The sequence below is a fragment of the Neobacillus niacini NBRC 15566 genome, assembly GCF_001591505.1.
GTDB classification, from domain to species: domain Bacteria; phylum Bacillota; class Bacilli; order Bacillales; family Cytobacillaceae; genus Neobacillus; species Neobacillus niacini.
The window spans coordinates 53,257-75,127 of sequence record NZ_BCVA01000022.1 but is presented as its reverse complement, the minus strand read 5'-3'; the positions used below and the strand labels follow the sequence as shown (position 1 = coordinate 75,127).

At 38.2% G+C, this 21,871-nt stretch carries 23 protein-coding genes and 1 pseudogene; 15 read left to right on the top strand and 9 right to left on the bottom strand.

Going from position 1 to position 21,871, the window contains the following annotated elements; genetic code table 11:
• The first annotated feature begins 83 nt into the window (after positions 1-83).
• Both prsW and BANA01_RS16450 read left to right on the top strand, forming a co-directional pair.
• Positions 84-806 carry a glutamic-type intramembrane protease PrsW gene (gene prsW / locus BANA01_RS16455; protein ID WP_052106419.1) on the top strand — a complete coding sequence of 241 codons (723 nt, stop codon included), beginning with the start codon at positions 84-86 and terminating at the stop codon, positions 804-806.
• Between the two features lie 136 nt (positions 807-942).
• Positions 943-1,128, top strand: a complete 186-nt coding sequence (locus BANA01_RS16450) for a hypothetical protein (RefSeq protein WP_034676504.1) — start codon at positions 943-945, stop codon at positions 1,126-1,128.
• Positions 1,129-1,358: 230 nt separating this feature from the next.
• Here BANA01_RS16450 and gnd read toward each other — a convergent pair whose 3' ends face one another.
• The 4 genes from gnd to BANA01_RS16430 all read right to left on the bottom strand — a co-directional run bounded on the left by gnd (position 1,359) and on the right by BANA01_RS16430 (position 6,472).
• Positions 1,359-2,759: a decarboxylating NADP(+)-dependent phosphogluconate dehydrogenase gene (gene gnd, locus BANA01_RS16445; protein ID WP_034676506.1), complete on the bottom strand. Its 1,401-nt coding sequence runs from the start codon at positions 2,757-2,759 to the stop codon at positions 1,359-1,361.
• 78 nt (positions 2,760-2,837) lie between these two features.
• On the bottom strand, positions 2,838-4,184 hold the full coding sequence (locus BANA01_RS16440; RefSeq protein ID WP_034676508.1) for a GntP family permease: 1,347 nt from the start codon (positions 4,182-4,184) through the stop codon (positions 2,838-2,840).
• Between the two features lie 22 nt (positions 4,185-4,206).
• Complete coding sequence (gene gntK / locus BANA01_RS16435) at positions 4,207-5,748, bottom strand: gluconokinase (RefSeq protein ID WP_034676510.1); 1,542 nt, start codon at positions 5,746-5,748, stop codon at positions 4,207-4,209.
• Complete coding sequence (locus BANA01_RS16430) at positions 5,741-6,472, bottom strand: GntR family transcriptional regulator (protein WP_034676512.1); 732 nt, start codon at positions 6,470-6,472, stop codon at positions 5,741-5,743. Before BANA01_RS16430 ends, gntK begins: the two co-directional genes overlap by 8 nt.
• Positions 6,473-6,855: 383 nt before the next feature.
• Here BANA01_RS16430 and BANA01_RS16425 point away from each other — a divergent pair, with 383 nt between their 5' ends.
• A complete protein-coding gene (locus BANA01_RS16425; RefSeq protein WP_034676514.1) occupies positions 6,856-7,098 on the top strand; it encodes a hypothetical protein in 243 nt (80 codons plus the stop codon).
• 871 nt (positions 7,099-7,969) lie between these two features.
• Here BANA01_RS16425 and BANA01_RS16420 read toward each other — a convergent pair.
• Complete coding sequence (locus BANA01_RS16420; protein ID WP_034675481.1) at positions 7,970-8,527, bottom strand: CBO0543 family protein; 558 nt, start codon at positions 8,525-8,527, stop codon at positions 7,970-7,972.
• Positions 8,528-8,745: 218 nt separating this feature from the next.
• On the opposite strand from BANA01_RS16420, the gene BANA01_RS16415 reads away from it, so the two are divergent.
• From BANA01_RS16415 to BANA01_RS16360, 12 genes and pseudogenes are all read left to right on the top strand, one after another.
• Positions 8,746-9,492, top strand: coding sequence for a helix-turn-helix transcriptional regulator (locus BANA01_RS16415; RefSeq protein WP_034675485.1), 747 nt, complete (start codon positions 8,746-8,748; stop codon positions 9,490-9,492).
• 216 nt (positions 9,493-9,708) lie between these two features.
• Positions 9,709-11,073 (top strand): MFS transporter, encoded by a 1,365-nt coding sequence (locus tag BANA01_RS16410; RefSeq protein ID WP_034675487.1) that lies wholly within the window; start codon positions 9,709-9,711, stop codon positions 11,071-11,073.
• A gap of 45 nt (positions 11,074-11,118) precedes the next feature.
• Positions 11,119-11,967 (top strand): creatininase family protein, encoded by an 849-nt coding sequence (locus tag BANA01_RS16405; protein ID WP_034675490.1) that lies wholly within the window; start codon positions 11,119-11,121, stop codon positions 11,965-11,967.
• A 177-nt stretch (positions 11,968-12,144) separates the two neighbouring features.
• The gene (locus BANA01_RS16400; RefSeq protein WP_034675444.1) at positions 12,145-12,447 is read left to right on the top strand and encodes an urease subunit gamma; all 303 of its coding nucleotides are present in this window, start codon (positions 12,145-12,147) and stop codon (positions 12,445-12,447) included.
• A gap of 22 nt (positions 12,448-12,469) precedes the next feature.
• Positions 12,470-12,799, top strand: coding sequence for an urease subunit beta (locus BANA01_RS16395; RefSeq protein WP_034675446.1), 330 nt, complete (start codon positions 12,470-12,472; stop codon positions 12,797-12,799).
• Positions 12,796-14,508 (top strand): annotated as a pseudogene (ureC, locus tag BANA01_RS16390) (urease subunit alpha). The gene BANA01_RS16395 and the pseudogene ureC overlap by 4 nt, the downstream one beginning before the upstream one ends.
• A gap of 11 nt (positions 14,509-14,519) precedes the next feature.
• Positions 14,520-14,975, top strand: coding sequence for an urease accessory protein UreE (ureE, locus tag BANA01_RS16385; RefSeq protein WP_034675462.1), 456 nt, complete (start codon positions 14,520-14,522; stop codon positions 14,973-14,975).
• A complete protein-coding gene (locus tag BANA01_RS16380) occupies positions 14,968-15,654 on the top strand; it encodes an urease accessory protein UreF (protein WP_034675465.1) in 687 nt (228 codons plus the stop codon). Before ureE ends, BANA01_RS16380 begins: the two co-directional genes overlap by 8 nt.
• Positions 15,655-15,669: 15 nt before the next feature.
• The gene (gene ureG / locus BANA01_RS16375) at positions 15,670-16,281 is read left to right on the top strand and encodes an urease accessory protein UreG (RefSeq protein WP_034675468.1); all 612 of its coding nucleotides are present in this window, start codon (positions 15,670-15,672) and stop codon (positions 16,279-16,281) included.
• A 1-nt stretch (position 16,282) separates the two neighbouring features.
• Positions 16,283-17,107 carry an urease accessory protein UreD gene (locus tag BANA01_RS16370; RefSeq protein WP_034675471.1) on the top strand — a complete coding sequence of 275 codons (825 nt, stop codon included), beginning with the start codon at positions 16,283-16,285 and terminating at the stop codon, positions 17,105-17,107.
• 70 nt (positions 17,108-17,177) lie between these two features.
• A complete protein-coding gene (locus BANA01_RS16365; RefSeq protein ID WP_034675474.1) occupies positions 17,178-17,855 on the top strand; it encodes an urease accessory protein UreH domain-containing protein in 678 nt (225 codons plus the stop codon).
• 63 nt (positions 17,856-17,918) lie between these two features.
• Entirely contained in the window at positions 17,919-18,137 is a 219-nt protein-coding gene (locus BANA01_RS16360; protein WP_034675477.1) for a hypothetical protein, read from the top strand.
• A gap of 39 nt (positions 18,138-18,176) precedes the next feature.
• Here BANA01_RS16360 and BANA01_RS16355 read toward each other — a convergent pair whose 3' ends face one another.
• The 4 genes from BANA01_RS16355 to BANA01_RS16340 all read right to left on the bottom strand — a co-directional run bounded on the left by BANA01_RS16355 (position 18,177) and on the right by BANA01_RS16340 (position 21,611).
• Positions 18,177-19,103: an urea transporter gene (locus BANA01_RS16355; RefSeq protein WP_235847169.1), complete on the bottom strand. Its 927-nt coding sequence runs from the start codon at positions 19,101-19,103 to the stop codon at positions 18,177-18,179.
• Between the two features lie 140 nt (positions 19,104-19,243).
• Entirely contained in the window at positions 19,244-20,548 is a 1,305-nt protein-coding gene (locus BANA01_RS16350) for an alpha/beta hydrolase family protein (RefSeq protein WP_034676470.1), read from the bottom strand.
• A gap of 182 nt (positions 20,549-20,730) precedes the next feature.
• Positions 20,731-21,159, bottom strand: coding sequence for a DUF3021 family protein (locus tag BANA01_RS16345; protein ID WP_034676467.1), 429 nt, complete (start codon positions 21,157-21,159; stop codon positions 20,731-20,733).
• A 14-nt stretch (positions 21,160-21,173) separates the two neighbouring features.
• Positions 21,174-21,611 carry a LytTR family DNA-binding domain-containing protein gene (locus tag BANA01_RS16340; protein WP_034676466.1) on the bottom strand — a complete coding sequence of 146 codons (438 nt, stop codon included), beginning with the start codon at positions 21,609-21,611 and terminating at the stop codon, positions 21,174-21,176.
• Between the last annotated feature and the right edge of the window lie 260 nt (positions 21,612-21,871).

The window sequence follows — 21,871 nt, the reverse complement described above, 5'->3', positions numbered from 1 at the left end:
TTCCATACCATTGAAGCTGTTTCAATTTGGCTGTATTTAGGGTATTATTAAACATATATTTTAAATGTCCTAGGGGGTTGTAAATGTTAGGAATTCTATTAGCTGGTATTGCCCCTGGTTTAGCATTATTGAGTTATTTTTATTTAAAAGATAAGTATGAACCAGAACCAGTATCGATGGTATTAAACACGTTTTTTTATGGTGCATTGATCATCATTCCGATTGCATTTTTTGAATATATTCTTAAAGAAGAAAATATTGTTCAATATGATTCTATTTTTGCGATTTTTTCTTCCGGTTTAATAGAGGAATTTTTTAAATGGTCAATCTTATTTTTCATTGCATACAAGAGTTCCGAATTTGATGAGCCGTTTGATGGTATTGTCTATGGTACCTCCATATCTTTGGGGTTTGCAACCGCCGAAAATATACTGTATTTGATGAATAATGGGATGGAATTTGCGCTAACACGTGCATTACTGCCTGTTTCAAGTCATGCCTTGTTCGGCGTTATTATGGGGTATTATATTAGCAAAGCAAAGTTTACAAAAGGATTAAAATGGCCTTTATTCCTGTCATCTCTATTGATTCCAGCCTTATTACATGGGATATTTAACTTTTTATTGTTAAACCAAGGATCATGGTTTACAATGTCTCCTTATATGATGTTCTTATGGTGGTTCGGTTTGAAAAAAGTACAATTAGCTGAAATTTCAAGCTATAATCATTTCCAAAAGAAGTCGATTAACCGAACACCATTAAATCTAAAGTCAGGAAAGAAATTATTCCTTCCTGTAAGTAGATAGAAATGTTTCTGAGACGTTTGTAATTTAGAGGAATTTTCAAAACGTGTATGGGCTCTAGTCTATACACGTTTGTTATTGTGAAAAGTGATATTGTAATTTACTTATATAAAGACTTTAGAATGGAAGGTAGAATAAAATGAAAAAATTTCCCGTTACAATCCCGACTATGATTATTGTAGTGGTGATAGCGATGTGGATGCTTGAAAAGGATTACTCCGAAATTAACATTATGACTCGAATATTTATTGCCGTAGGTGCAGGCATTATTTCTGGGATCATTTCGTTCTTTTTATTTAGGTTTGACAAAGAAAATACTAAATAATTGTAACCCGCAGGGAAGAAGGGGTATCTGGTCTACTTTTCTGAGGTTAAAGTACATCTTTTTTCGAAACTATATTATTACAACCTATTTTGCAAAAAAAGCTGAATATACTTAGCTCATGGAATGGGCTGTATACTTCAGCTTTTTAGGAAATTATTGTTTTTTTTAACATGCATTTTAAAAGTTTATCCCGTTACTCAATTTTCTGGAGCGGTTTAATGTTCTTAAGTCTACCAGTTGGTGTGATACACTCCCGCTAGATCACGTCGTTCATAGGTATGGGCACCAAAATAATCACGTTGTGCTTGCAAAATATTTGCACTTGATCGTCCAGCTCGATAGCTATCGTAATACGTAAGTGAAGCACTTAAACATGGGAAGGAGATTCCAGCATTAATGCCCTCACACACTACTTTACGCAAGCCCATTTGATAGTCTTGAACTTTTTCAGCAAAATATGGTGAGATTAATAAATTCGCTAAATCACTTTGTTCATGATAGGCTTCGCTGATGACGTTTAAGAATTCTGCCCGGATAATACATCCACCGCGGAAAATCAGCGCAATATCCTTTAATGGTAAATTCCAGTCTAAAAGTTCGGAAGTCGTTTTATATTGAGTAAATCCTTGTGCGTATGCACAAACTTTTCCTATATATAAGGCCTGTCTAATGTAGTCAATCCATTCATTTTTATCTAATGGCTGCTGAACGTTCTTAGGCCCTGATAAGATCGATTCGGCATGAACCCTTTCCTCCTTTAACGAAGAGATGTAGCGGGCAAATAATGACTCGGTAATAATCGATGCAGGGATGCCGTTATCAATGGCTTGGATGCTCGTCCATTTACCCGTTCCTTTTTGGCCGGCTTTATCCAAGATCACATCAATCAGAGGCAACCCTGTTATTTCATCCTTTTTTCGTAAAATTTCTGCTGTGATTTCTATTAAATAACTTTTCAGTTCGCCCTCGTTCCAGGTTTCAAATATTCCAGCTATTTCTTCAACGGATAATTCTAATTTTTCTCGTAAAAATGTGTAGGCTTCGGCAATTAGTTGCATATCTGCATACTCAATTCCGTTATGTACCATTTTTACAAAATGACCTGCTCCTTTTGGACCGATATAGGTACAACAAGGGTCACCATTTACATGGGCGGCGATTTTTGTCAGTACCGGAGCTACTTTTTCATAAACGATTTTATCACCACCTGGCATGATAGATGGTCCATTTAACGCTCCGACCTCCCCGCCAGAAATCCCAACACCTAAATAACCGATTCCTTTCGACTTCAACTCATCGTACCTGTGTTCAGTATCTGTAAAATGGGAGTTACCGCCATCCATGATGATATCGCCTAACTCAAGATGGGGGAGTATAGCTTGGATGACCGAATCGATCGGCTTACCCGCAGTTACCATTAGAAATATCTTTCTTGGCGTTTCTAAAGACTGAACAAAATCTTGGACTTCATAATATGGATGGATAGATTGCCCGTCCAATTTAGCTACAAGCTGATCTGTTAAATCTCTTGTGTAATTATACACAGCGACTTGTTCGCCTTTATTCGCCATATTTAACGCGATGTTGCTGCCCATTACTCCTAAACCAATGACACCAATTGTATTTAACATTTATTCATGCTCCTTTATATCATATTAATAGGCAGTAAAACCCTCACTTTAAAAGCGGGGATTTACTGCCTGGAAGGTTTATACAAACAAACTTAATAATAGTACAAAACCTAATCCAGCTACGGAAATAATCGTTTCCAGCAAGGTCCATGTTGCAAAGGTTTCTTTCATGCTTAAACCAAAGTATTCTTTAAACATCCAGAAACCAGCGTCGTTTACGTGGGAAAGAATGACACTTCCGGCACCTGTTGCAAGAACGACCAGAGCAAGGTTAACATCACTTTGTCCTAACATTGGAATCACTAAACCAGCTGTCGTTAAGGCAGCAACAGTTGCAGATCCTAATGCAATACGTAAAATGGCAGCAATCATCCATGCGAGGATAATCGGTGATATGGCAGTCCCTTTGAATAATTCCGCTACATAGTCACCTACGCCGCCGTTAATTAATACTTGCTTGAAGGCACCACCGCCTCCAATGATTAACAGCATCATACCAATGTGCAGAATGGCTTGTGTACAAGACTCCATGACATCCTTCATAGGAATCTTTCTTGCGATACCCATTGAATAAACAGCAAATAATAGGGAAATCAACATAGCCGTACCGGCTTCACCGATAAATCGGATCACTGCTAGTATAGTATTATCTTCGAAGCCCAATGTTTTTTGCATCAAGGTAATAATTGTTGCAATTGACATTAAGATAACAGGAAGTAAAGCAGTAAATACACTGATGCCGAATTTAGGTGTATCTTCAAGCTTAAATGTTTTTAGTTCACCTAATGAGGCAATGCTGCCCATTTTTGTAAATGATTCAGGGACAAGTTTTTTCGCAATTTTTGTAAAAATTGGCCCAGCTAAGATTACCGTAGGAACCGCACAAATGAAACCATAAAGTAATACTTCTCCAATATCAGCACCAAGTTCACCAGCAATCGTAGTTGGTCCTGGATGCGGCGGCAAGAAACCGTGTGTCACCGATAAAGCTGCTGTCATGGAAATACCAAGTGACAAGATGGAAACTTTTAATTCTCTAGAAATCGCAAAGACAATTGGAATCAATAATACTAATCCTACTTCGAAAAATAACGCGATACCGATTATAAATGAAGCAACTACTACTGCCCATTGAGTATTTTTTTCGCCAAACTTTTTTACTAGAGTCATCGCAATGCGCTGCGCACCGCCTGAATCAGCGATTAACTTACCAAGCATGGCTCCAAGTCCAAAGATTAAACCTATATGTCCAAGTGTTCCGCCTAATCCGGCTTCGATGGTTTTAACCACTTCCTCTAGTGGCATTCCAAGTGCTAAAGCTACTCCAAAAGATACTATGATCAATGAAATAAAGGTGTTTAATTTCATGCCCATGATTAAAATTAATAATGCAATAATTCCCAATGCTACTATAACTAATGGCATTTTATTTCCTCCTGATGTTTATCTAGTTGTTTTTTAGTAAGCTTCTTTGATAGTTTGCAATCTGTGTATATTCATTTTCTAATACTCTTGATAGGTTAATAAAGATTGGCAGCAATTGCCTATACTCTTTTACCGATTCTTCTTTCGGTTTGTGCTTATAGGTACTGCCAATCATTTCAGAAACACTCTCAAATGAATCTATTTGTCCTAGGGCATATAGACCTAAAATACAAGCACCCAGGCACGAACTTTCGTAGCTTTCTGGAACCACCACTTCCGATTCGAATATATCGGACATCATTTGTCTCCAAACATCGGACCTTGCGAATCCCCCGGTAGCTTGGATTCGGGTAACAGGCTCGTCCATGCATTCAATTAAGGCTAAAAATACTGTGTATAAATTGAATATGACACCTTCTAAAGCTGCTCGAATCATATGTTCCTTTTTATGTGACAAGGTTAAACCAAAGAAGGAACCGCGCACGTCGGGATTCCATAATGGTGCACGTTCCCCAGCGAGGTATGGATGGAATAACAATCCATCGGCACCAGGTCGTACACGTTCGGCAATCTTAGTTAAGACTTCATATGGATCGATTCCGAGTCGTTTGGCAGTTTCTACCTCGGAAGATGCAAATTCATCGCGTATCCAACGAAGGACCATTCCTCCATTGTTTACCGGTCCGCCAATCACCCAATGTTTTTCTGTTAAGGCATAACAAAAGATTCTTCCTTTTTCATCTGTTTTCGGATTATCAATGATTGTTCGTATCGCACCGCTTGTCCCAATGGTGACAGCGATTTCTCCTTTACGGATAGCATTTACACCTAGATTTGAAAGGACTCCATCACTTGCCCCAATCACAAAAGGTGTTTGTAAGTCGATCCCAATCTGGTTGGCTAAGAACGGATCACAGTTGGTAAAAATCTTAGTTGTTGGAACGAGCTTCGATAATTGATCACGTGTAATACCAGCAATTTCAAGGGCTTCATCATCCCAATCTAAGTTTTTCAGATTCATCAGCCCCATGCTGGAAGCCAGGGAATAATCGACAGCATATTGATCGAAGAATTTCTTAAAAATATATTCCTTAATACCGATATATTTTTTTGTGTTAACAGCGATTTCAGGACGTTCATTCACAATCCAGGTAATCTTAGATAGCGGTGACATCGGGTGAATCGGTGTTCCGGTGCGTTTGTATACGTTATGCCCATCTAATTCATTTTTAATTTTGTGGGCCCAAGTTTCACTTCGATTATCAGCCCAGGTGATACAAGGTGTGAGTGGCTTGCCATTTTCATCCATTGCAATAACACTATGCATCGCACTGCTAAATGAAATAAATGATGGTTTTTTATTTGAATGCTTTTTCGTTATTGACGAAATGGCTGTCAAAACTGCCTGGAAAATTTCTTCAGGGTCTTGTTCTGCCGTTGCTATATTCGGTGTGAAGAGCGGATAACCGATATTTTCTGTTTGAATGACACTGCCATTTTCCGTAAATAAAACGGCTTTTGTACTGGTTGTACCGATGTCTACACCTAACATATAATTAGTCATTTTGTTGTTCGACTCCTTTTAGAAGCCTCATTTGGGACCTCCACAAATCTTCAACTTTCTCTTGAACATCATCAAAGTTTTGATGTAACGATCTAACCATCAGGTCTCGATTCTTTGTTTCGATTGCTTCAATGTATAGTTGATGATTATTTAGGATTCTGGTAAAATCTTCATACTTTTCTTTAAAACGACTGCGCATAGAAAGGAGAATTAAGCTCTCCATCACAGGCTTTAAATTATCCCATATCATCAGGATGTAAGAATGATTAATTGCCCGAATAATCGTTTCATGAAATAGGACATCCTGATAAGAAAACTCATCCGCATCTTGGTATTTTATGGCGATTTTCATCATCTCAAGTATTTTACTCAGTTCCATGACTAATTCAGTCGATTCCATGCTTGCAAGACGTTCAAATACAAATGTTTCGATCAGGATACGGACATCATAAATTTCTGCATATTCTTTTTCAGTTAAACCTACTACAGTGGCTCCCATTCTTTCTAATCGGATAATCTTTTCAGAAGCAAGAGTTTTTAATGCTTCACGGATAGGTGACCGGCTAACTGCAAAGTCTGCAGCTAATTTATTTTCAGATAGGACGGTACCGCTTTCAATCATGCCCGAAATAATGCGCATTCTAAGTTCGTAGGTAACACGGTCTCCAGCTGAAGCTTTGGAAAGCCATTTTACAGGATAGAGAAATTCCTTTTGTTCGGCCATAAAATCACCTCTATTTAATTCAAGTCTACTTGTATACAAGTATTATAATAGGATTTTCAAAATATGCAAGCGCTATTTTTTAATAATATTGAACTTACGGGGCAGGTAAATTTATACAGTCACAAATCCTGAATCAATACTGCATTATAGCGTTACCTCACGAATAAACCCCCACATATTGGTTGAAACAACCATTTTGTGGGGGTTTTGTTAAGTTAAGAATGGAAATTGGGTGAATTTACTTTATTCAATTGTCTTGATGATTGTTTAAAGGTTTTTATAGCATCACGTAAACTAAGCATTAGTTCTACCATAAGAAGAAGGATTACTACCCACACGCCCATCTTAAGGATGGTGTCGATAACGAAGGGAGCGATCAATAAATGAGTATGGAAAAGGGCTGTGAAAGTATAAAACATGGCAAAAGTAAAAACTCTACTCCATTGCGTCACATCATAAACGAAGATTGCCTCTTTAAACCCATAGTGTTTGATCCGCCTGAACAGCCTATAGAGTTCAATAGTCTCAACCGCAATGAAAGTAATAAGGGCAGTTCTCCATATCACTCTAATGAGATCCAGGCTGAGGACGCCAGTGACAATACAGGCAACCCCAGAAATGGATAACGCCCCATGTAATATACAGTTCGTATTGTTCCAATCCATTTCAATTGACCAAGAATTTTTTATGTATCTTGATAGGATAAAAAAACACAAACCAAATAAAAACAAAATCCAATAATTAGTAAAGAGAGGTTAAAGATATCCGGAAAATATTTGAAAACAGTGTTAAGCAAAAGGACAACCGATTGTGTGCTGACCGTTGTTAACAGAAGAATGCCGTGGACATTCTGAAAAAATTTTGTTCGAGAAATTTCTATAAAAGTTTTTACACTGATCCCAAGATAAACAATCCAAAGCACAATATTTATAAAAGCAATAAGGACAGAAATAGTTCCCCAGTGGGAAAATTGTGTATAAAATAAAATGCCGCTTATAGAGGTGCCAGCAACCCATGTACCAATCCAAAACGGTTGATCACATTGGAATAATGGATGTCTTTAAATTTCCCATCCAAACTTGCTATGAAAAAAGATTAAATAAAGCCAAACCATAGGGTTAGGTTAATAATACATAGAATTTTACCAAATATATGCTGGAAGAACTGGATGCCAAAGTAGCTTAATAGAACTCCTTGTGTAACAATCTCAAGGGCCATAACAATCGCCATGGTAGAAGTTTGAATATATATATTTTTTTAAAAGTGAAAAAGAAAGTAATACAAACAATAAGGAAAATCAAGATTAATAAATAAACCACACTTATCACCATTATATTTTCAATATCTAATTAGTGTATCATTAATAAATCTAGAGGTCAGCACAAATGTTCCGCGTCAATAATATTAGGGGGTCAGTGCCAAGGCTGATTAAACCTTTATTTCACCGAGGACTGACCCCGTTTGTACTTAACCTAATGAAGTTTTTCCTTCACTAACCTAACCTAATTTAGTATAGGACTCCATTTTGGTAACCAAATAAGCCGCATAGTAAATAGTGAAAAATATAATAAAATCATATAAAGTGGACCACTTCTTAGGGTTATAGAAGTCAATGGCATTAAAGAAATTCATACCCCCAAAAGCAGCAATGGAGGCAAATATAATGCCTTTTAATAAGGGATTCACTTTTGGTTTTATTTGTAGAGCGAACATTACTGCAACGGGTGCCAAAGAAAAGTGATAGGGTAAAAATAGAAACGGTGCTAAAGGAATAATGACCATTGGGTATGACCAAAGCCCCAAAGACAAGGCAGCGAGATCTAGTGATAGTGAAATGAGTATCGTTAGTAAGCCACCTAAAAGGAGACGACCTGAACTGTCTTTCTTCCTGAATTTAAACCAAACAATCCAAGGAATGATAAATAGAGCGAGACCAAACCACCATTGCCATGTTGACAGAAAGTCTTCCCTCACTATTTTTGCAAATAAAGAACTAACCTCATGCAACTGGTTATAAGCTTTTTCTGATTCAGCAAGCCCCTTCTCAAATGCCATATTATTAACATCTCCCCAAAAAATAGTAATAGTATATATTTTTCAGTTAAGGATTAATTTATGTGGTGAGCTCTTAAAAAAACACATTTTGGGGCCATTCACCCAGTGCATTTAATACTATATTTCATCATGTATCCCCATTTGCTCAACATAAAGAGTCGCGTAAAATACTATAATATGATACAATTTTTTGCAAAGTGCATAAGGCAGGGACTTAAATGAAGGAACATCGACAATCAGATACTCCAAGTTCAAATCGAAATGGACCTACGCCCGAATACATGGAAGCTGTCCATAAGCTTAGGGAAAAATTACTCTATGGAATCCAAACGAGTGATCGGGATTTGTTAGCTGAATATGAAAAGGAAGGTACCCTAAAATTTAGCGATGAACAATTAAACATTCTTAACAGAGTCCCCAATAATAAACTCCGCTCCTATAAAAATATCCTTTTATCACACAATACACTTTATAGCTATGTTGCCGAAAAGGGAGGGTTAAGTGCATGGCAATGCCACTTTATATCGGAAAAATATGCAATCATGATTGAGCACACCCAAACCTTAGCAGAACTAGATATGATTCATTCAAATATGTTAACAGAATATTCCGACCCAACCATCCGAAAATCTAAAAGTGATAACGTATCAATTGTAGAGAAAGCAGAAAACTATATAGAAATGAATTTTTCTGAGGACATTTCGATGGTGGAAATGGCAGGGAAATTGCATGTTCACCCCTCTCATTTAATGCGTGCCTTTAAGAAAGATAAAGGAACAACCATTAGCCATTATCGAACTTTGAGAAGAATAAGAGAAGCTAAACAACTGATCCTTTTTTCCAATCTTTCGATGACGGAAATTGCTATTATGGTTGGTTTTAGCAACTCCCAGTATTTTTCTAAACTTTTCAAAGAGCTAGAAGGAATTACTCCCGTTGAGTATAAAAAGAAGACTAAGAAATAACCAATTTATATGTATTTAGGGTGCATGAAAAATCATGTACCATTTTTTTGTTTAAATTTTTGCAATTATACTATAAAAACATGCAATTGTAGTGCAAAAGTATTTTTACTTTCAAATGTATACTAATACTCAAGCACTAGATGAAGCGCTTACAGATAGAAACCGAATCAATTTTTTTACTAAAATGTAAACGGTTAAAAAAGGGGAGAGTTGATCATGAAAAAGTTTGGAGTAAAAGACCAGGTGGGGTATATGCTGGGAGATGTTGGTGGAAGTTTCGTTAACTTGTATATTGGGTCTTTCTTTATTGTGTTCTGTACCTATGTATTGGGTGTAAGCCCTTACTTTATGGGGACGATGTTTTTAGTCGGTAAAGTATTCGATGCCATTGTTACTGGTATTATGGGGACGATTACTGACCGATATAGAATAGGAAAAAGCGGAGATAAATTCTTGCCTTGGATTAGCTTTTCGAAATGGATACTAGCAGCAGCCTGTTTAATTGCCTTCGCTGATATCTCAAGTTGGGGATCTACCGCGACTCATATTTGGGTAGTAGCTGCTTATTTATTCTTCTGCGTAGCGTATACGGCTGATGCCATTCCGTATGGTTCATTAGCATCTGTAATCACGAATGATCCTGTTGAACGTACAAAATTATCTCGTGCCCGTTCCATCGGCGGTATGATTGTTGGCGTTGGATTCTTATCGTTTGTTCCAATGTTCATTTATGATAAGGCTGGAAATATCGTTCCAGAGGCATTCTTCTATATCGCTATTGTATTCAGTATTTTATCATTATTATCTTATACAGGGCTTGTAAAATTAACAACTGAACGTATCCGTGACGAAAAACCTGCTGGTGCTAAGCCTGATTACGATTTTAAGGATGCATTTAAAGAGGCATTTTCCAACAGACCATTAATCGGTATGATGGTTGCAACACTTGGTTCCACCTTAATTATTTCTGGTGTTGCTACTTTAGCTGCGTATGTATTTGCAGAGTATTATAACATGCCTAGTGCCTTTGCGATCAACTCATTCATCAGCATGGGAATTATCCTTGCGTTATTCGTTGTTATTCCAAAACTAGTGGCAAAATTCAATAAACGTAACTTAATTCTTGCTACATCAGCATTCAGTTTAGCAGCATCCGCTTTAATGACACTTATTAGGTTTGAAAATGTATATGTATTTGCAGCATTATACAATATCGCCACAATCGGTTCCTCCGTATTTGTTATCCTGGTATGGGCTTTGGTTACAGACTGTATCGATTATACAGAGTACAAAACCGGAAAGAAAATTGAAGGAACCCTTTATTCCCTCTATTCCTTTGCTCGTAAAGTAGGAATGGGATTAGGAGCAGCGATTGGAAGTTACTCTTTGGGCTGGGTTGGCTTTGTTTCTGGTGCAAAGTCACAACCACAAGAGGTAGCGGAAGGGATTTTAAAAATGTACACAGGTATGCCAGTTGTGGCATTTATTCTCATCCTAATCGGTGTTGGTTTAATCTTTAACCTAAATTCAAAGAGAACAAATGAAATGTATGCAGTATTAAGAGAAAGAAGAGCGTCTTAATAATAAGGCAACTCCTTAATTAAAAGAAAGGCAGGAGAATATAAATTGCGTACTAGATTCCTTTCAAAACTAACAAATGGGGAAGTCGAAGATTATTTAAATCGGAACGATTTAATATTTGTTCCAGTTGGAGTAACGGAAACTCACGGAGCCTTGCCGCTAGATTCTGAAACTGTTTTAGCGGAAGCGATTGCTTTAAAGATGGCGGAAGAATCAGATGGGCTTGTTTTGCACAACTTGCCTTATTTCTTCCCAGGCGGAACGATTGTTGGCCGTGGAACGATTCAAATGAGCATAAAAGACGGGATGGCTTATTTGGATAAAATTGCAAAGTCTTTACTAAATCAAGGTTTTAGGCGACAAGTCTATATTACTAGTCATGGTCCGGCCCATATGACAGTCAGTGGCATGGTTCGTGATTTCTTTGATGAAACAAAAGTACCAATCCTGTACATGGACGTATTAAAAGCTGCAGAAGCTGCCAATTTCAAACTGATGAATTCATTTCATGATATGACCATTGGTGCATATAAAGTTTTAGGTAGATTAGAAGATGTTCCATTGAATGTAAGTGAATCCCATTCTGTTACGTATGATGTGCAGCATATGTTTGCAGGGATGAATAAAAATCCTGGTAATCTATTAGGGAAATATGCTTATCAATCCGGAGCAGTAGGTTCTTACTTTAACGAACCATCTGATCATATGGTTACACCACTTTTGACGACACTTGAAGATAGAGAAGTATTTGCTGGTAGGGGTGTTCAAGCGATTAATGAACTTGTACAGGCATTGGATATGCCGGCGATCGTTGAAACACTTCGTCAAGTGGATGTTTATACGAAGGAAACGATTCTTCCTAGATATGGGGCATACTTGCCAGGGGAAAAATAGTAAAATGCAAATAATAAGTCGCGTGAACCTTTGGGTTCGTGCGGCTTATTTAATTTTAAAAATCATTCCGTGAAATATAAAATCCAAGGAACTATATTTTGTTTAAATTTACCATACTTGGACAATTATATAGGAGGTGGAAAATTTTAAAAAAAATTTAGTGAAGGAGGATGGGAGATGTTACTGGTACCACGTGAGATAGACAAACTTATGATTGTTGTGGCAGCTGATCTCGCAAAAAGAAGATGGGATCGAGGATTGAAGTTAAATTACCCTGAGGCCGTCGCACTCATTACTTACGAAGTATTAGAAGGTGCCCGAGATGGAAAAACCGTAGCTGAATTAATGGAATATGGAGCAACCATATTGACACGAGATGATGTAATGGAAGGAATTGCAGATATCATTGACGATATTCAGGTAGAAGCGACTTTTCCTGATGGAACAAAACTAGTAACTGTGCATGATCCAATTCGATAACTACAGGCAGGAGGGCACCCGAATGGAATGGGAACCAGGTCAATTATTTTTAAAAGAGGAACCAATTATTTGCAATGAGGGAAGAGATCTTTTTCGAGTGAAGGTTACCAATACAGGTGACCGGCCAGTTCAAATCGGCTCACACTATCATTTTTTTGAAGTAAATGAATCCTTACAATTTAACAGAGAAGAAGGGTATGGAAAAAGGTTAAATATCCCGGCCGGAGCGGCAGTTCGTTTTGAACCGGGTGATGAAAAGGAAGTCGAGCTGGTTCAATATGGAGGAGAACGGAAGGTATACGGCTTTAACAATAAAACCGATGGGCCTTTAGAAGGAGGGCATAGTAAATGAGTTTTGAAATGTCGAGAAAGCAATATGCCCAAATGTTCGGTCCCACTACTGGAGATTCGATTCGGTTAGCGGACACCGATTTAATCATTCAAATTGAAAAAGATTATACCACTTATGGTGAAGAAGTCGTTTTTGGCGGTGGTAAAGTTATTCGTGATGGAATGGGACAACATCCTCTCGTCACTCGTGGTGATGGCATTCCTGACACTGTTATTACGAATGCGGTCATTTTAGATTATACAGGAATTTACAAGGCAGATATTGCGCTTCGTGACGGTAAAATAGCTGCCATTGGCAAAGCGGGAAATCCATTAGTACAGGATGGGGTCGATATTGTCATTGGGGCTTCAACTGAAATTATCGCTGGTGAAGGGATGATTGTAACCGCAGGCGGAATTGACACCCATGTTCATTTTATTAACCCGGCACAAGTCGAGGTGGCTCTAACTGCAGGACTTACCACCTTAATTGGCGGTGGAACTGGGCCTACCTCCGGTTCAAGAGCGACAACTGTTACCCCTGGAGAATGGAATATCCACCGCATGCTTGAAGCAATCGAGGGTCTGCCAATCAATGTTGGATTAACAGGGAAAGGGCAGGCTGCAACGGAGGAACCACTGGCCGAACAAATTAGGGCTGGCGTCATTGGTTTAAAAGTTCATGAGGACTGGGGTGCGACACCTTCCGCACTAGATCATGCATTGTCGGTTGCAGACAAATTTGATGTACAGGTGGCACTTCATGCAGATACCCTAAATGAATCAGGGTTTGTTGAAAATACAATGGCAGCTTTAAAAGACCGTGTTATTCATATGTACCATACAGAAGGTGCCGGCGGCGGTCATGCGCCCGATTTAATTAAATCGGCCAGCTATATGAATGTACTGCCTTCTTCAACGAATCCTACATTGCCATATACGATTAATACTGTTGATGAACATTTAGATATGCTGATGGTTTGTCACCATTTGAATCCATCGGTTCCTGAAGATCTTGCTTTTGCTGATTCACGGATTAGAAAGGAAACCATTGCCGCAGAAGATGTCCTGCAGGATATGGGCATTTTTAGCATGACGAGCTCCGATGCGCAGGCAATGGGGCGAATTGGTGAGGTGGTTCTAAGAACCTGGCAGGTAGCCGATAAAATGATAAAAGAAAGAGGTTATCTTCAAGGGGATAATAAGCTTTCTAATAATAATCGGGCAAAGCGTTATATTGCAAAATATACAATCAATCCTGCGATCACCCATGGAATTTCCGATTATGTCGGGTCGATTGAAGTAGGAAAAATTGCAGACTTAGTTATGTGGTCTCCAGCGTTTTTTGGTGTTAAGCCAGAGTTGGTCATCAAAAGCGGAATGATTGTTCATGGAATGATGGGAGACGCGAACGCATCGATTCCAACACCGCAGCCAATTATTAGCCGTCCTATGTATGCTGCTACAGGTAAAGCTTTGTAAAAAAGTTCAATTACCTTCATATCGCAAGCGGCCTATGAAGATAAAGTTCATGAAAAGCTTGGGTTAGAAAAAATGATTATGCCGGTACATGGAATCAGAAAGTTAACGAAAAAGGACATGAAACTGAACTCGGAAACACCTGAGTTATCTGTTGACCCGCAAACATATGAAGTTAGAGTCAACGGAGAGCTGATTACCAGTGACCCGGCAAAAGAACTGCCGATGGCGCAACGTTATTTTCTATTTTGAGGTGAGAAAGTATGCTAATTGAAAGAGTCGAAACCAATATTGAACACATGGAAAAGGAAGAAATTATTAGAAGGCATATCGAAAAAGTATACCTTGAGAGTGATCACTTGGTAAAACGGATTCAACGAGTGACGTCTGATCACGGACGGGAAATCGGGATTCGGTTAAAAGATCCACGTGATCTTGTTGCTGGAGATGTACTCTATATGGATGATAAAAATATGATTGTGATTGACGTGGTTGCAGACGATTTATTAGTCATCACCCCCCGGAGTATCAAAGAAATGGGGAACATCGCTCATCAGTTAGGAAATAGACACCTTCCAGCCCAATTTGAAGATGATAGCATGATGGTTCAATATGATTACCTTGTGGAGGAACTATTAAATGAACTGGAGATTCCCTACCAACGTGAAAAGCGAAAAGTAAAACAGGCTTTTCGACATATTGGACACAGCCATGGATGATAAAATTCTTGCACTTTTTCAGCTATGTGATTCCAATTTTCCTACAGGTGCCTTTAGTCATTCCTATGGACTTGAAAGTTATATACAAGAGGAAACGGTACATAACGTAGAAACATTTTCGCAATGGCTGCAGGTGTTTATTCAAGAACAGCTCCTAAACTCAGATGGGCTGGCATGTCATCTTGTGTACCAAGCATTAGAGGATGAGGATTTCCAAAAGGTATGGAAATTAGACAGAATGTTGACCGTGCAAAATTTGCCTCGTGAAACGAGGGAGGGCAGCATGAGGATGGGGGAACGGATGTTAGAACTTGTCCAATCCTTATATGAAATACCTGCCCTCTTGCCTTATAGAAAACGAATTACAGAAAAGCAGTCATTTGGTCACCCAGCCATTGTTTTTACAATGGTTGCTCACAATCTTGGTGTCTCCAAATCGACAACCGTTTTATTTTATCTGTATTCTGTCGTTTCCAGTCTCGTTCAAAATGCAGTAAGAGGTATTCCTTTGGGCCAGACAGCTGGACAGAAAATCATTCGTGAGATTCAACCTGTTTTAGTGGATGCCGCTACGGCTATCGGACAGTTGGGTGAAGAAGATTTTGGTATCGTTTCACCTGGTATCGAGTTATCGCAAATGAGGCACGAACGTGTAAATATTCGAATTTTTATGTCATGAGAGGAAGTGTTTTTTATGGAACCAATTAAAGTTGGAGTAGGCGGACCAGTCGGAGCAGGAAAAACGATGTTGGTTGAAAAACTTACTCGGCGTTTAAATGAGGAAATCAGTATGGCAGTGGTGACAAACGATATCTATACAAAAGAAGATGCGAAATTTCTTATGCAAAACGGAGTCCTGCCAGCCGATCGTATTATTGGGGTGGAAACCGGCGGCTGCCCACATACTGCCATTCGTGAAGATGCATCAATGAATTTTGCCGCCATCAATGAACTTAAAGAAAAACATCCAGATGTACAATTGATTTTTGTGGAAAGCGGCGGGGACAATCTTGCTGCAACGTTCAGCCCTGAACTGGTTGATTTCTCCATTTATATTATTGATGTGGCCCAAGGGGAAAAAATTCCGAGAAAAGGCGGTCAGGGAATGATTAAATCGGATTTATTTATCATAAATAAAACCGATTTGGCACCACATGTCGGTGCAAGTCTTGAAGTCATGGAATCTGATACGAAACAGTTCCGCGGGGACAAGCCGTTTGCCTTCACCAATTTAAAAGATGAAGCGGGGCTGGATAATGTCCTTGATTGGTTGAAGCAGAACGCTCTATTAAAAGGATTAGCGTAAAATGGAACAATGGACAGGTGTATTGCATTTAAATGCGGAAGACAGAAAAGGGAAGACTGTTGCAAAAAATGTTTATTATCAGGGTGCATTTAAGGTAATGCGCCCTATTTATCATGATGATTCGGGAAGGGCCTGTTACTATTTATTAAATCCCGGAGGCGGCTATTTAGATGGGGACCGTTATCAAATGAAGATAGGGTTAGGGGAAAATGCAAAATTAACGTTAACCACCCAGGGAGCGACAAAGGTTTATAAGACGCCAAATCGTTTCGCCTACCAAGAATCAGAGATATCTTTGCAGGCTGGAAGTTACCTAGAGTATTTTCCTGATCCGTTAATTGCCTATCAAAATGCACATTACAAACAAAAAAATGTGATAAAAATGCATCCATCAGCCACTTTGCTTTATTCAGATATTATTACTCCAGGCTGGTCACCAGAAGGAGAGCGTTTTAGCTATAAATCCGTTCAGCTATTAAATGAAATCTATATGGACGGTGAATTAGTGGTTTATGATCATTTACATTTGAAGCCTGCACTGCAAAATATCAGGGGACTTGGATTCATGGAAGGATATACCCATTTAGGGTCAATGTTCGTCGTTTGTAAGCAAATGAATCCTTCTTTTCTTGATCAGTTATATTCCCTTCTTGATAAGAATACATTGGATTATAAAGTGGGACTGTCCTTACTGCCAGTGTCCGGATTTACTGCTCGGGTATTCGCCAACACGACCCAAGTGATTGAAAGAATCTTTTCAGAAATTCACAGGCATATTAGTCACGAATGGTTTCAAACAAAACAATATTCGCTTAGAAAATATTAATGCATGAACGGAGCAATTACAGAAAATTGCCGAAGAACTAGTAGAGATTGTTTTTGGGGAGGAAGAAATAATGGAAGTTACGTTATTTTCAGTTTTAGCATTAGGCTTTATTTTGGGTATTAGGCATGCGATGGAACCTGACCATATGATTGCCGTTTCCACGATTGCAAGCCAAAGTAAAAAATTATGGCAAGCCTCACTTGCCGGCGTTTTTTGGGGAATAGGCCATACAGTCACACTTTTTGTTATTGGTTTAATCTTTATTGTAATGAAAAATGATATTCCGGAAAAGTGGTCACTGACTTTAGAATTTTTAGTAGGAATCATGCTGGTGTACCTTGGTATTGCTGCGATGTTGTCCATTCGCAAAAAGCAAAACCATTCTGATCATCATCACCATGAAAATAACATTCAACTGACAAAGGTAAAAAAAGGTACATATTATAAATCCCTTTTCATTGGGTTTATTCACGGAATTGCCGGCAGCGGGGCAATGGTCCTTCTTACCATGAGCACCGTTGATACTGTTTGGCAGGGTGCTTTGTATATGATTGTATTTGGATTCGGAACGGTAATGGGCATGTTAATCTTTACCACTATTATCGGAATTCCATTTATTCTGAGCATGAATCGAATGACCGCAAGCAAAGGATTGATCTTCATCACAGCTACGATTAGTATTATTTTTGGTTTTTACTATATGTACAATCTAGGCGTCAACGATGGGTTGTTTAGTCTTTGGGTCTAGTTGCTGCTTAGTCGGTAATCAAATAGAAGAAACTCCACTCATCTGAAAAAAGGAGGGAAAGACATGTTTGAAAACTTTGAAATAAATCCTTTATTTGAGGGGACCGTCCATGAACATCCGCATTTTTCCTTAAATGTAGAAGGAAATGAATATAAAGGGATGATTGAGGATAACAAAATACATTGGTACAATCCACATCCGAAACAAACATTTGAGCAAGAACAGGTTAGTGCCATTGAATCAAAAATATTTACTATGTATAGTGACCAATTGAAAAAATAAAAAAAATGCTGTCTCAATCCCTTTTGAGACAGCATTTTTCTATATGTTAGGCAGTACCTTCCTCGCTCCCAGGAAAATCCACGTGCAAAGTACAAAAGGCATGGTTAGTGCCGGGAGTCCATATGGCAATAGTAAGGTTACAATACTGGCTGTAATCGGAACGGTTAAACAAGCCGCAATTATTCCGGTTATTCCGACATGCCTGGACTCCCCCTTAAATACAATCGATACGGCTAGTATCGTTAAAATCGCATTATAGCCATAAAGTCCCATGAAAATTAAGGAGTGTTCTCCACCGAGACTGTAGGATGTTAACAAAGCAGCAATATTGCCTATGATTGCATATACCCCTAATCTCCATCCTGCCCAAAAAACAGCTATAAACAGCAGGATTCCAGAAAGTGTATGATCAAGGAAAAATATTTGCCCGATACCATTTACGGCTCCCTCAAGCCAATCGGTCTCTCCCTTAATATTTAACGTCCAACTGGATAACGATTGTGGTGTAAGATCTGGACTAATCTTAAAAGCAACAAGTCTGTATGTTGTAAGCAACAAAAGCCAAGTTAAGACAATAAAGGGGAAAGTCAACATTGGTAAACCGGTTTGTCGAAAAAAATGCACCATGGCTGCTGTTAATAAAGCTACAATGGCGGATCCAGCCAGGGCAATGAACCATCGATCACCGCCTTGTAAAAATAAAAAAAGCGCCATTCCTGTAAGAACAGAGTTATACCCAAATAATCCCTGATTAATCTTTTCCCCTTCTGCACCGCCTAACTTACCAATTAATGTACCAATTAAACTTGATAAAAGAGTGATAACTCCTAAAGAATACGAAGCAATGGTAATGGCAATCAAAATAATGAAACCCGAGAAAGCATTCTCGATTAAAATGACTTGAGAAATCCCCTTAAGAGAAGTTAAAAACAGCCAACTCCATTTGTTCTTATTTATGGATAACAACCTCCTCTGCAGGTCCTAAATATAGGTTGAAAAAATTGGTGCTGACTATTAGTGTTTCCGCATTTTCCCTTTTTATTTGTTGAAATTTGAGGGCAGTCCGCTTATGCTATAAGGCGATGGGGACTGCCCCAAAAAACAAATCAATATGTTTCTTTAGGAGTGAAATGGCCGATGCCCTTTAACTCATCGTCGAAAAATTTAAGAATGAGTTCATTTGCTGTTTCAATACAGTAATATTTATCAATGTCCGCTTTTCCACCTTGCAGAATATTTGCAAGGATAGGAGAGAAAAGCGGTAAATCGGTTAAACTTAAATGTTTGGATCCTTTAAAATGAACGATATAGGCGTTTTTGAATTGTTCATTACTGGGTTTGTTCGCAACATAAGTGGAGTTGCTGTCGAGCTGTCCCCAAACATCGTCAGAATAGATATTAAGGAGCGGTGTGTTGAAGTATTCGTCGCGTGAAACAAATTCATCCACTATTTTGTTATAAACAAGCTCACTAAAGAACGGAGCATCAATATTTACTACCGCGTCAATATCATTACGTTCTCTTCCTAACCAAACACTGGCTGCCCCGCCCATAGAGTGACCGAACACACCAATTTTCTCTGTATCGATATGTTGGTAAATAGGGGTTTTATCAGTTTTAACCTTAGTTAGTATCGTATCAATGACAAAATTCATATCATCTGTTCGCAGTTTCATCCATTTTTGAATGAGTTCATAAGTTTCTTCCTTCGAGTAAATTCCTTCTTTATTAGCGTTGCTGACTTCACGGTTATAATCTGTATTTATTACAGCCCGTGTACCATCTTCTGAAACGGTATAAAAGGAGTGATAGGGATGATCGATTGAAACCACTACATAACCGTGACTTGCAAGCTCCGTATAGGTAGAGGTATTACTTGACTTAATTCCGGTTGCTCCATGGGAGAACACCAATAAAGGATATGTTTTATTTGCCTTATTCGGATACCAAAATTCCACATTTACAGATCTGTGGTCCTCCTTGTCGGTAAACTCCTCCATACGGTTTTTATCAATATAGGTGTAAGTAGCGGTTGCAACTTCATATTCACCGTTCACTTTAGGTGATTTATGCTGAGGAAATACAATTGCAGGTCCAAAGGCAAATATAAATACGAATATTGTCATAATAGACTTCCACACAATAGAAGAAGTTTTGTACTTTTTGTTATTTGTTTTGTTGCGGAGAAGAGAAACTGTTCCCTTTACAGCCGAAATGAAAAGCAGAATGGCAGGAATGACCCAGCGGAAACTCCACACAATCACCGATGATAGTGTGAGAATGACAAATGCGATAAATACAGAAATCTTCATCCAGTCCTTTATTTTTTTATGTTTTTGCTCCGTTACCATGCAGTAGATTGCAAAACCAATCTCCAAAATTAAAACGATCAATAATAGTAAATATCCCATCAGAGTACCCCTTCTTTTTTAAAAAATTTATTCTGAACTCATCATAAAAAACCGCCAAAAGGAAGTATATAGAAGAACAGTAAGTTGTATCCACAGGCAAATAAGATGCAAAAAAAGCAGTAAGCTATTAGGCTACTGCTTTTTTATGGGTTGCAGACAACTGCTGCTGTGTGACTTATTGGTTAAACATCCTGCTTAAAGGCCTTTAGCTTTTCGTTAATTTGTTGGGCTTCTTTTTTATCATTTTTCCATGATAGTAGACGAACTAGTATATAGATGGCAGCAATTTGCAGAGAAAGAATGATTCCATCCGTGGCGCTATTTACAATATCAAAAACACTTGCAAGAACAATCAATAGAATCTCCAACGTAAAAAAATGAATGGCAATTCTTATACGCATTTTCTTTTCACTTATGTCATTCGGAGAATACAAAATCAATCCCAGTAAAGTACTTATAAATGAAAAGGCCATAATGATATAAATCGACTTTAAATCAAAGGTCATATACGGATAATAGATTTGTCGCAATATAGTTATGATAATAATAATGGAGGCGAAGATAATCAGGCAATCCTTTATCATCTTTTGTACAAATTCGGACATCTTCATATGTATTCCTTCCTTTACAAGCCAAGCATATTTTTAAGGACAGGCACATACTGCCTTGAGACAACAGCACGTTCTCCGTTGTCAAGCACCGCTTCAAATCGGCCGCTAATGGACGGATAAATAGAGGTAATTTTAGCCATGTTCAAAATAGTCGATTTAGAAGCACGAAAACAGTTCTTTTCCTTGCATAATTCCTCTAATTCATAAAGTTTTTGTTTTACCTCTAAAACGTTGTCCTTACAGTAGCTAAAAACCTTTCCGTCCACAGCCTCGAAATAATAGATATCCCTTAGATTAAGACGGTGAACTCCGTCATTTTGATATCCAAGTATAAAAAGGTCGTCCGTTTTCAGCTTGTTGACGATTTCGTATATTTTATCATCTACCTCATGACATCTGATGAGGATTTCTTCTCCTAGTTCTTTGCTTATTTCTTCTATTGAAATTTTCATATATTTCACCCACGAAATTACAAATTATTTCAGGTTCGACTACAGTTAGGGTTTTCAGATATTTTAGTTTTAATTTCGTAAAAGAGAACTGCTTACATCCTTCGGACTACTTCATTATAACACACCAATATGCTACTTTTTTACCATTTATTAGATTAAATTGATTAATAAAATCTTGCTTGCCTTGTCAACACTGCTTATATGTAGGACTATAAAAATGATATTAATAAAAAGGGGCTTTTACACCCCTTTAATTCTCT

What these genes read in the sequence shown, in the direction of transcription:
- gntK (WP_034676510.1), bottom strand. Translation starts at nt 5,748, where the DNA reads ATGACTAATTATATGTTAGGTGTAGACATCGGTACAACCAGTACAAAA.
- BANA01_RS16340 (WP_034676466.1), bottom strand. Translation starts at nt 21,611, where the DNA reads ATGAAAATTTCAATAGAAGAAATAAGCAAAGAACTAGGAGAAGAAATC.
- BANA01_RS16400 (WP_034675444.1), top strand. Translation starts at nt 12,145, where the DNA reads ATGTTACTGGTACCACGTGAGATAGACAAACTTATGATTGTTGTGGCA.
- BANA01_RS16345 (WP_034676467.1), bottom strand. Translation starts at nt 21,159, where the DNA reads ATGAAGATGTCCGAATTTGTACAAAAGATGATAAAGGATTGCCTGATT.
- BANA01_RS16380 (WP_034675465.1), top strand. Translation starts at nt 14,968, where the DNA reads ATGGATGATAAAATTCTTGCACTTTTTCAGCTATGTGATTCCAATTTT.
- ureG (WP_034675468.1), top strand. Translation starts at nt 15,670, where the DNA reads ATGGAACCAATTAAAGTTGGAGTAGGCGGACCAGTCGGAGCAGGAAAA.
- BANA01_RS16370 (WP_034675471.1), top strand. Translation starts at nt 16,283, where the DNA reads ATGGAACAATGGACAGGTGTATTGCATTTAAATGCGGAAGACAGAAAA.
- gnd (WP_034676506.1), bottom strand. Translation starts at nt 2,759, where the DNA reads ATGTTAAATACAATTGGTGTCATTGGTTTAGGAGTAATGGGCAGCAAC.
- BANA01_RS16425 (WP_034676514.1), top strand. Translation starts at nt 6,856, where the DNA reads ATGAGTATGGAAAAGGGCTGTGAAAGTATAAAACATGGCAAAAGTAAA.
- BANA01_RS16395 (WP_034675446.1), top strand. Translation starts at nt 12,470, where the DNA reads ATGGAATGGGAACCAGGTCAATTATTTTTAAAAGAGGAACCAATTATT.
- prsW (WP_052106419.1), top strand. Translation starts at nt 84, where the DNA reads ATGTTAGGAATTCTATTAGCTGGTATTGCCCCTGGTTTAGCATTATTG.
- BANA01_RS16430 (WP_034676512.1), bottom strand. Translation starts at nt 6,472, where the DNA reads ATGGCCGAACAAAAGGAATTTCTCTATCCTGTAAAATGGCTTTCCAAA.
- BANA01_RS16450 (WP_034676504.1), top strand. Translation starts at nt 943, where the DNA reads ATGAAAAAATTTCCCGTTACAATCCCGACTATGATTATTGTAGTGGTG.
- BANA01_RS16365 (WP_034675474.1), top strand. Translation starts at nt 17,178, where the DNA reads ATGGAAGTTACGTTATTTTCAGTTTTAGCATTAGGCTTTATTTTGGGT.
- BANA01_RS16350 (WP_034676470.1), bottom strand. Translation starts at nt 20,548, where the DNA reads ATGGGATATTTACTATTATTGATCGTTTTAATTTTGGAGATTGGTTTT.
- ureE (WP_034675462.1), top strand. Translation starts at nt 14,520, where the DNA reads ATGCTAATTGAAAGAGTCGAAACCAATATTGAACACATGGAAAAGGAA.
- BANA01_RS16415 (WP_034675485.1), top strand. Translation starts at nt 8,746, where the DNA reads ATGAAGGAACATCGACAATCAGATACTCCAAGTTCAAATCGAAATGGA.
- BANA01_RS16420 (WP_034675481.1), bottom strand. Translation starts at nt 8,527, where the DNA reads ATGGCATTTGAGAAGGGGCTTGCTGAATCAGAAAAAGCTTATAACCAG.
- BANA01_RS16440 (WP_034676508.1), bottom strand. Translation starts at nt 4,184, where the DNA reads ATGCCATTAGTTATAGTAGCATTGGGAATTATTGCATTATTAATTTTA.
- BANA01_RS16410 (WP_034675487.1), top strand. Translation starts at nt 9,709, where the DNA reads ATGAAAAAGTTTGGAGTAAAAGACCAGGTGGGGTATATGCTGGGAGAT.
- BANA01_RS16360 (WP_034675477.1), top strand. Translation starts at nt 17,919, where the DNA reads ATGTTTGAAAACTTTGAAATAAATCCTTTATTTGAGGGGACCGTCCAT.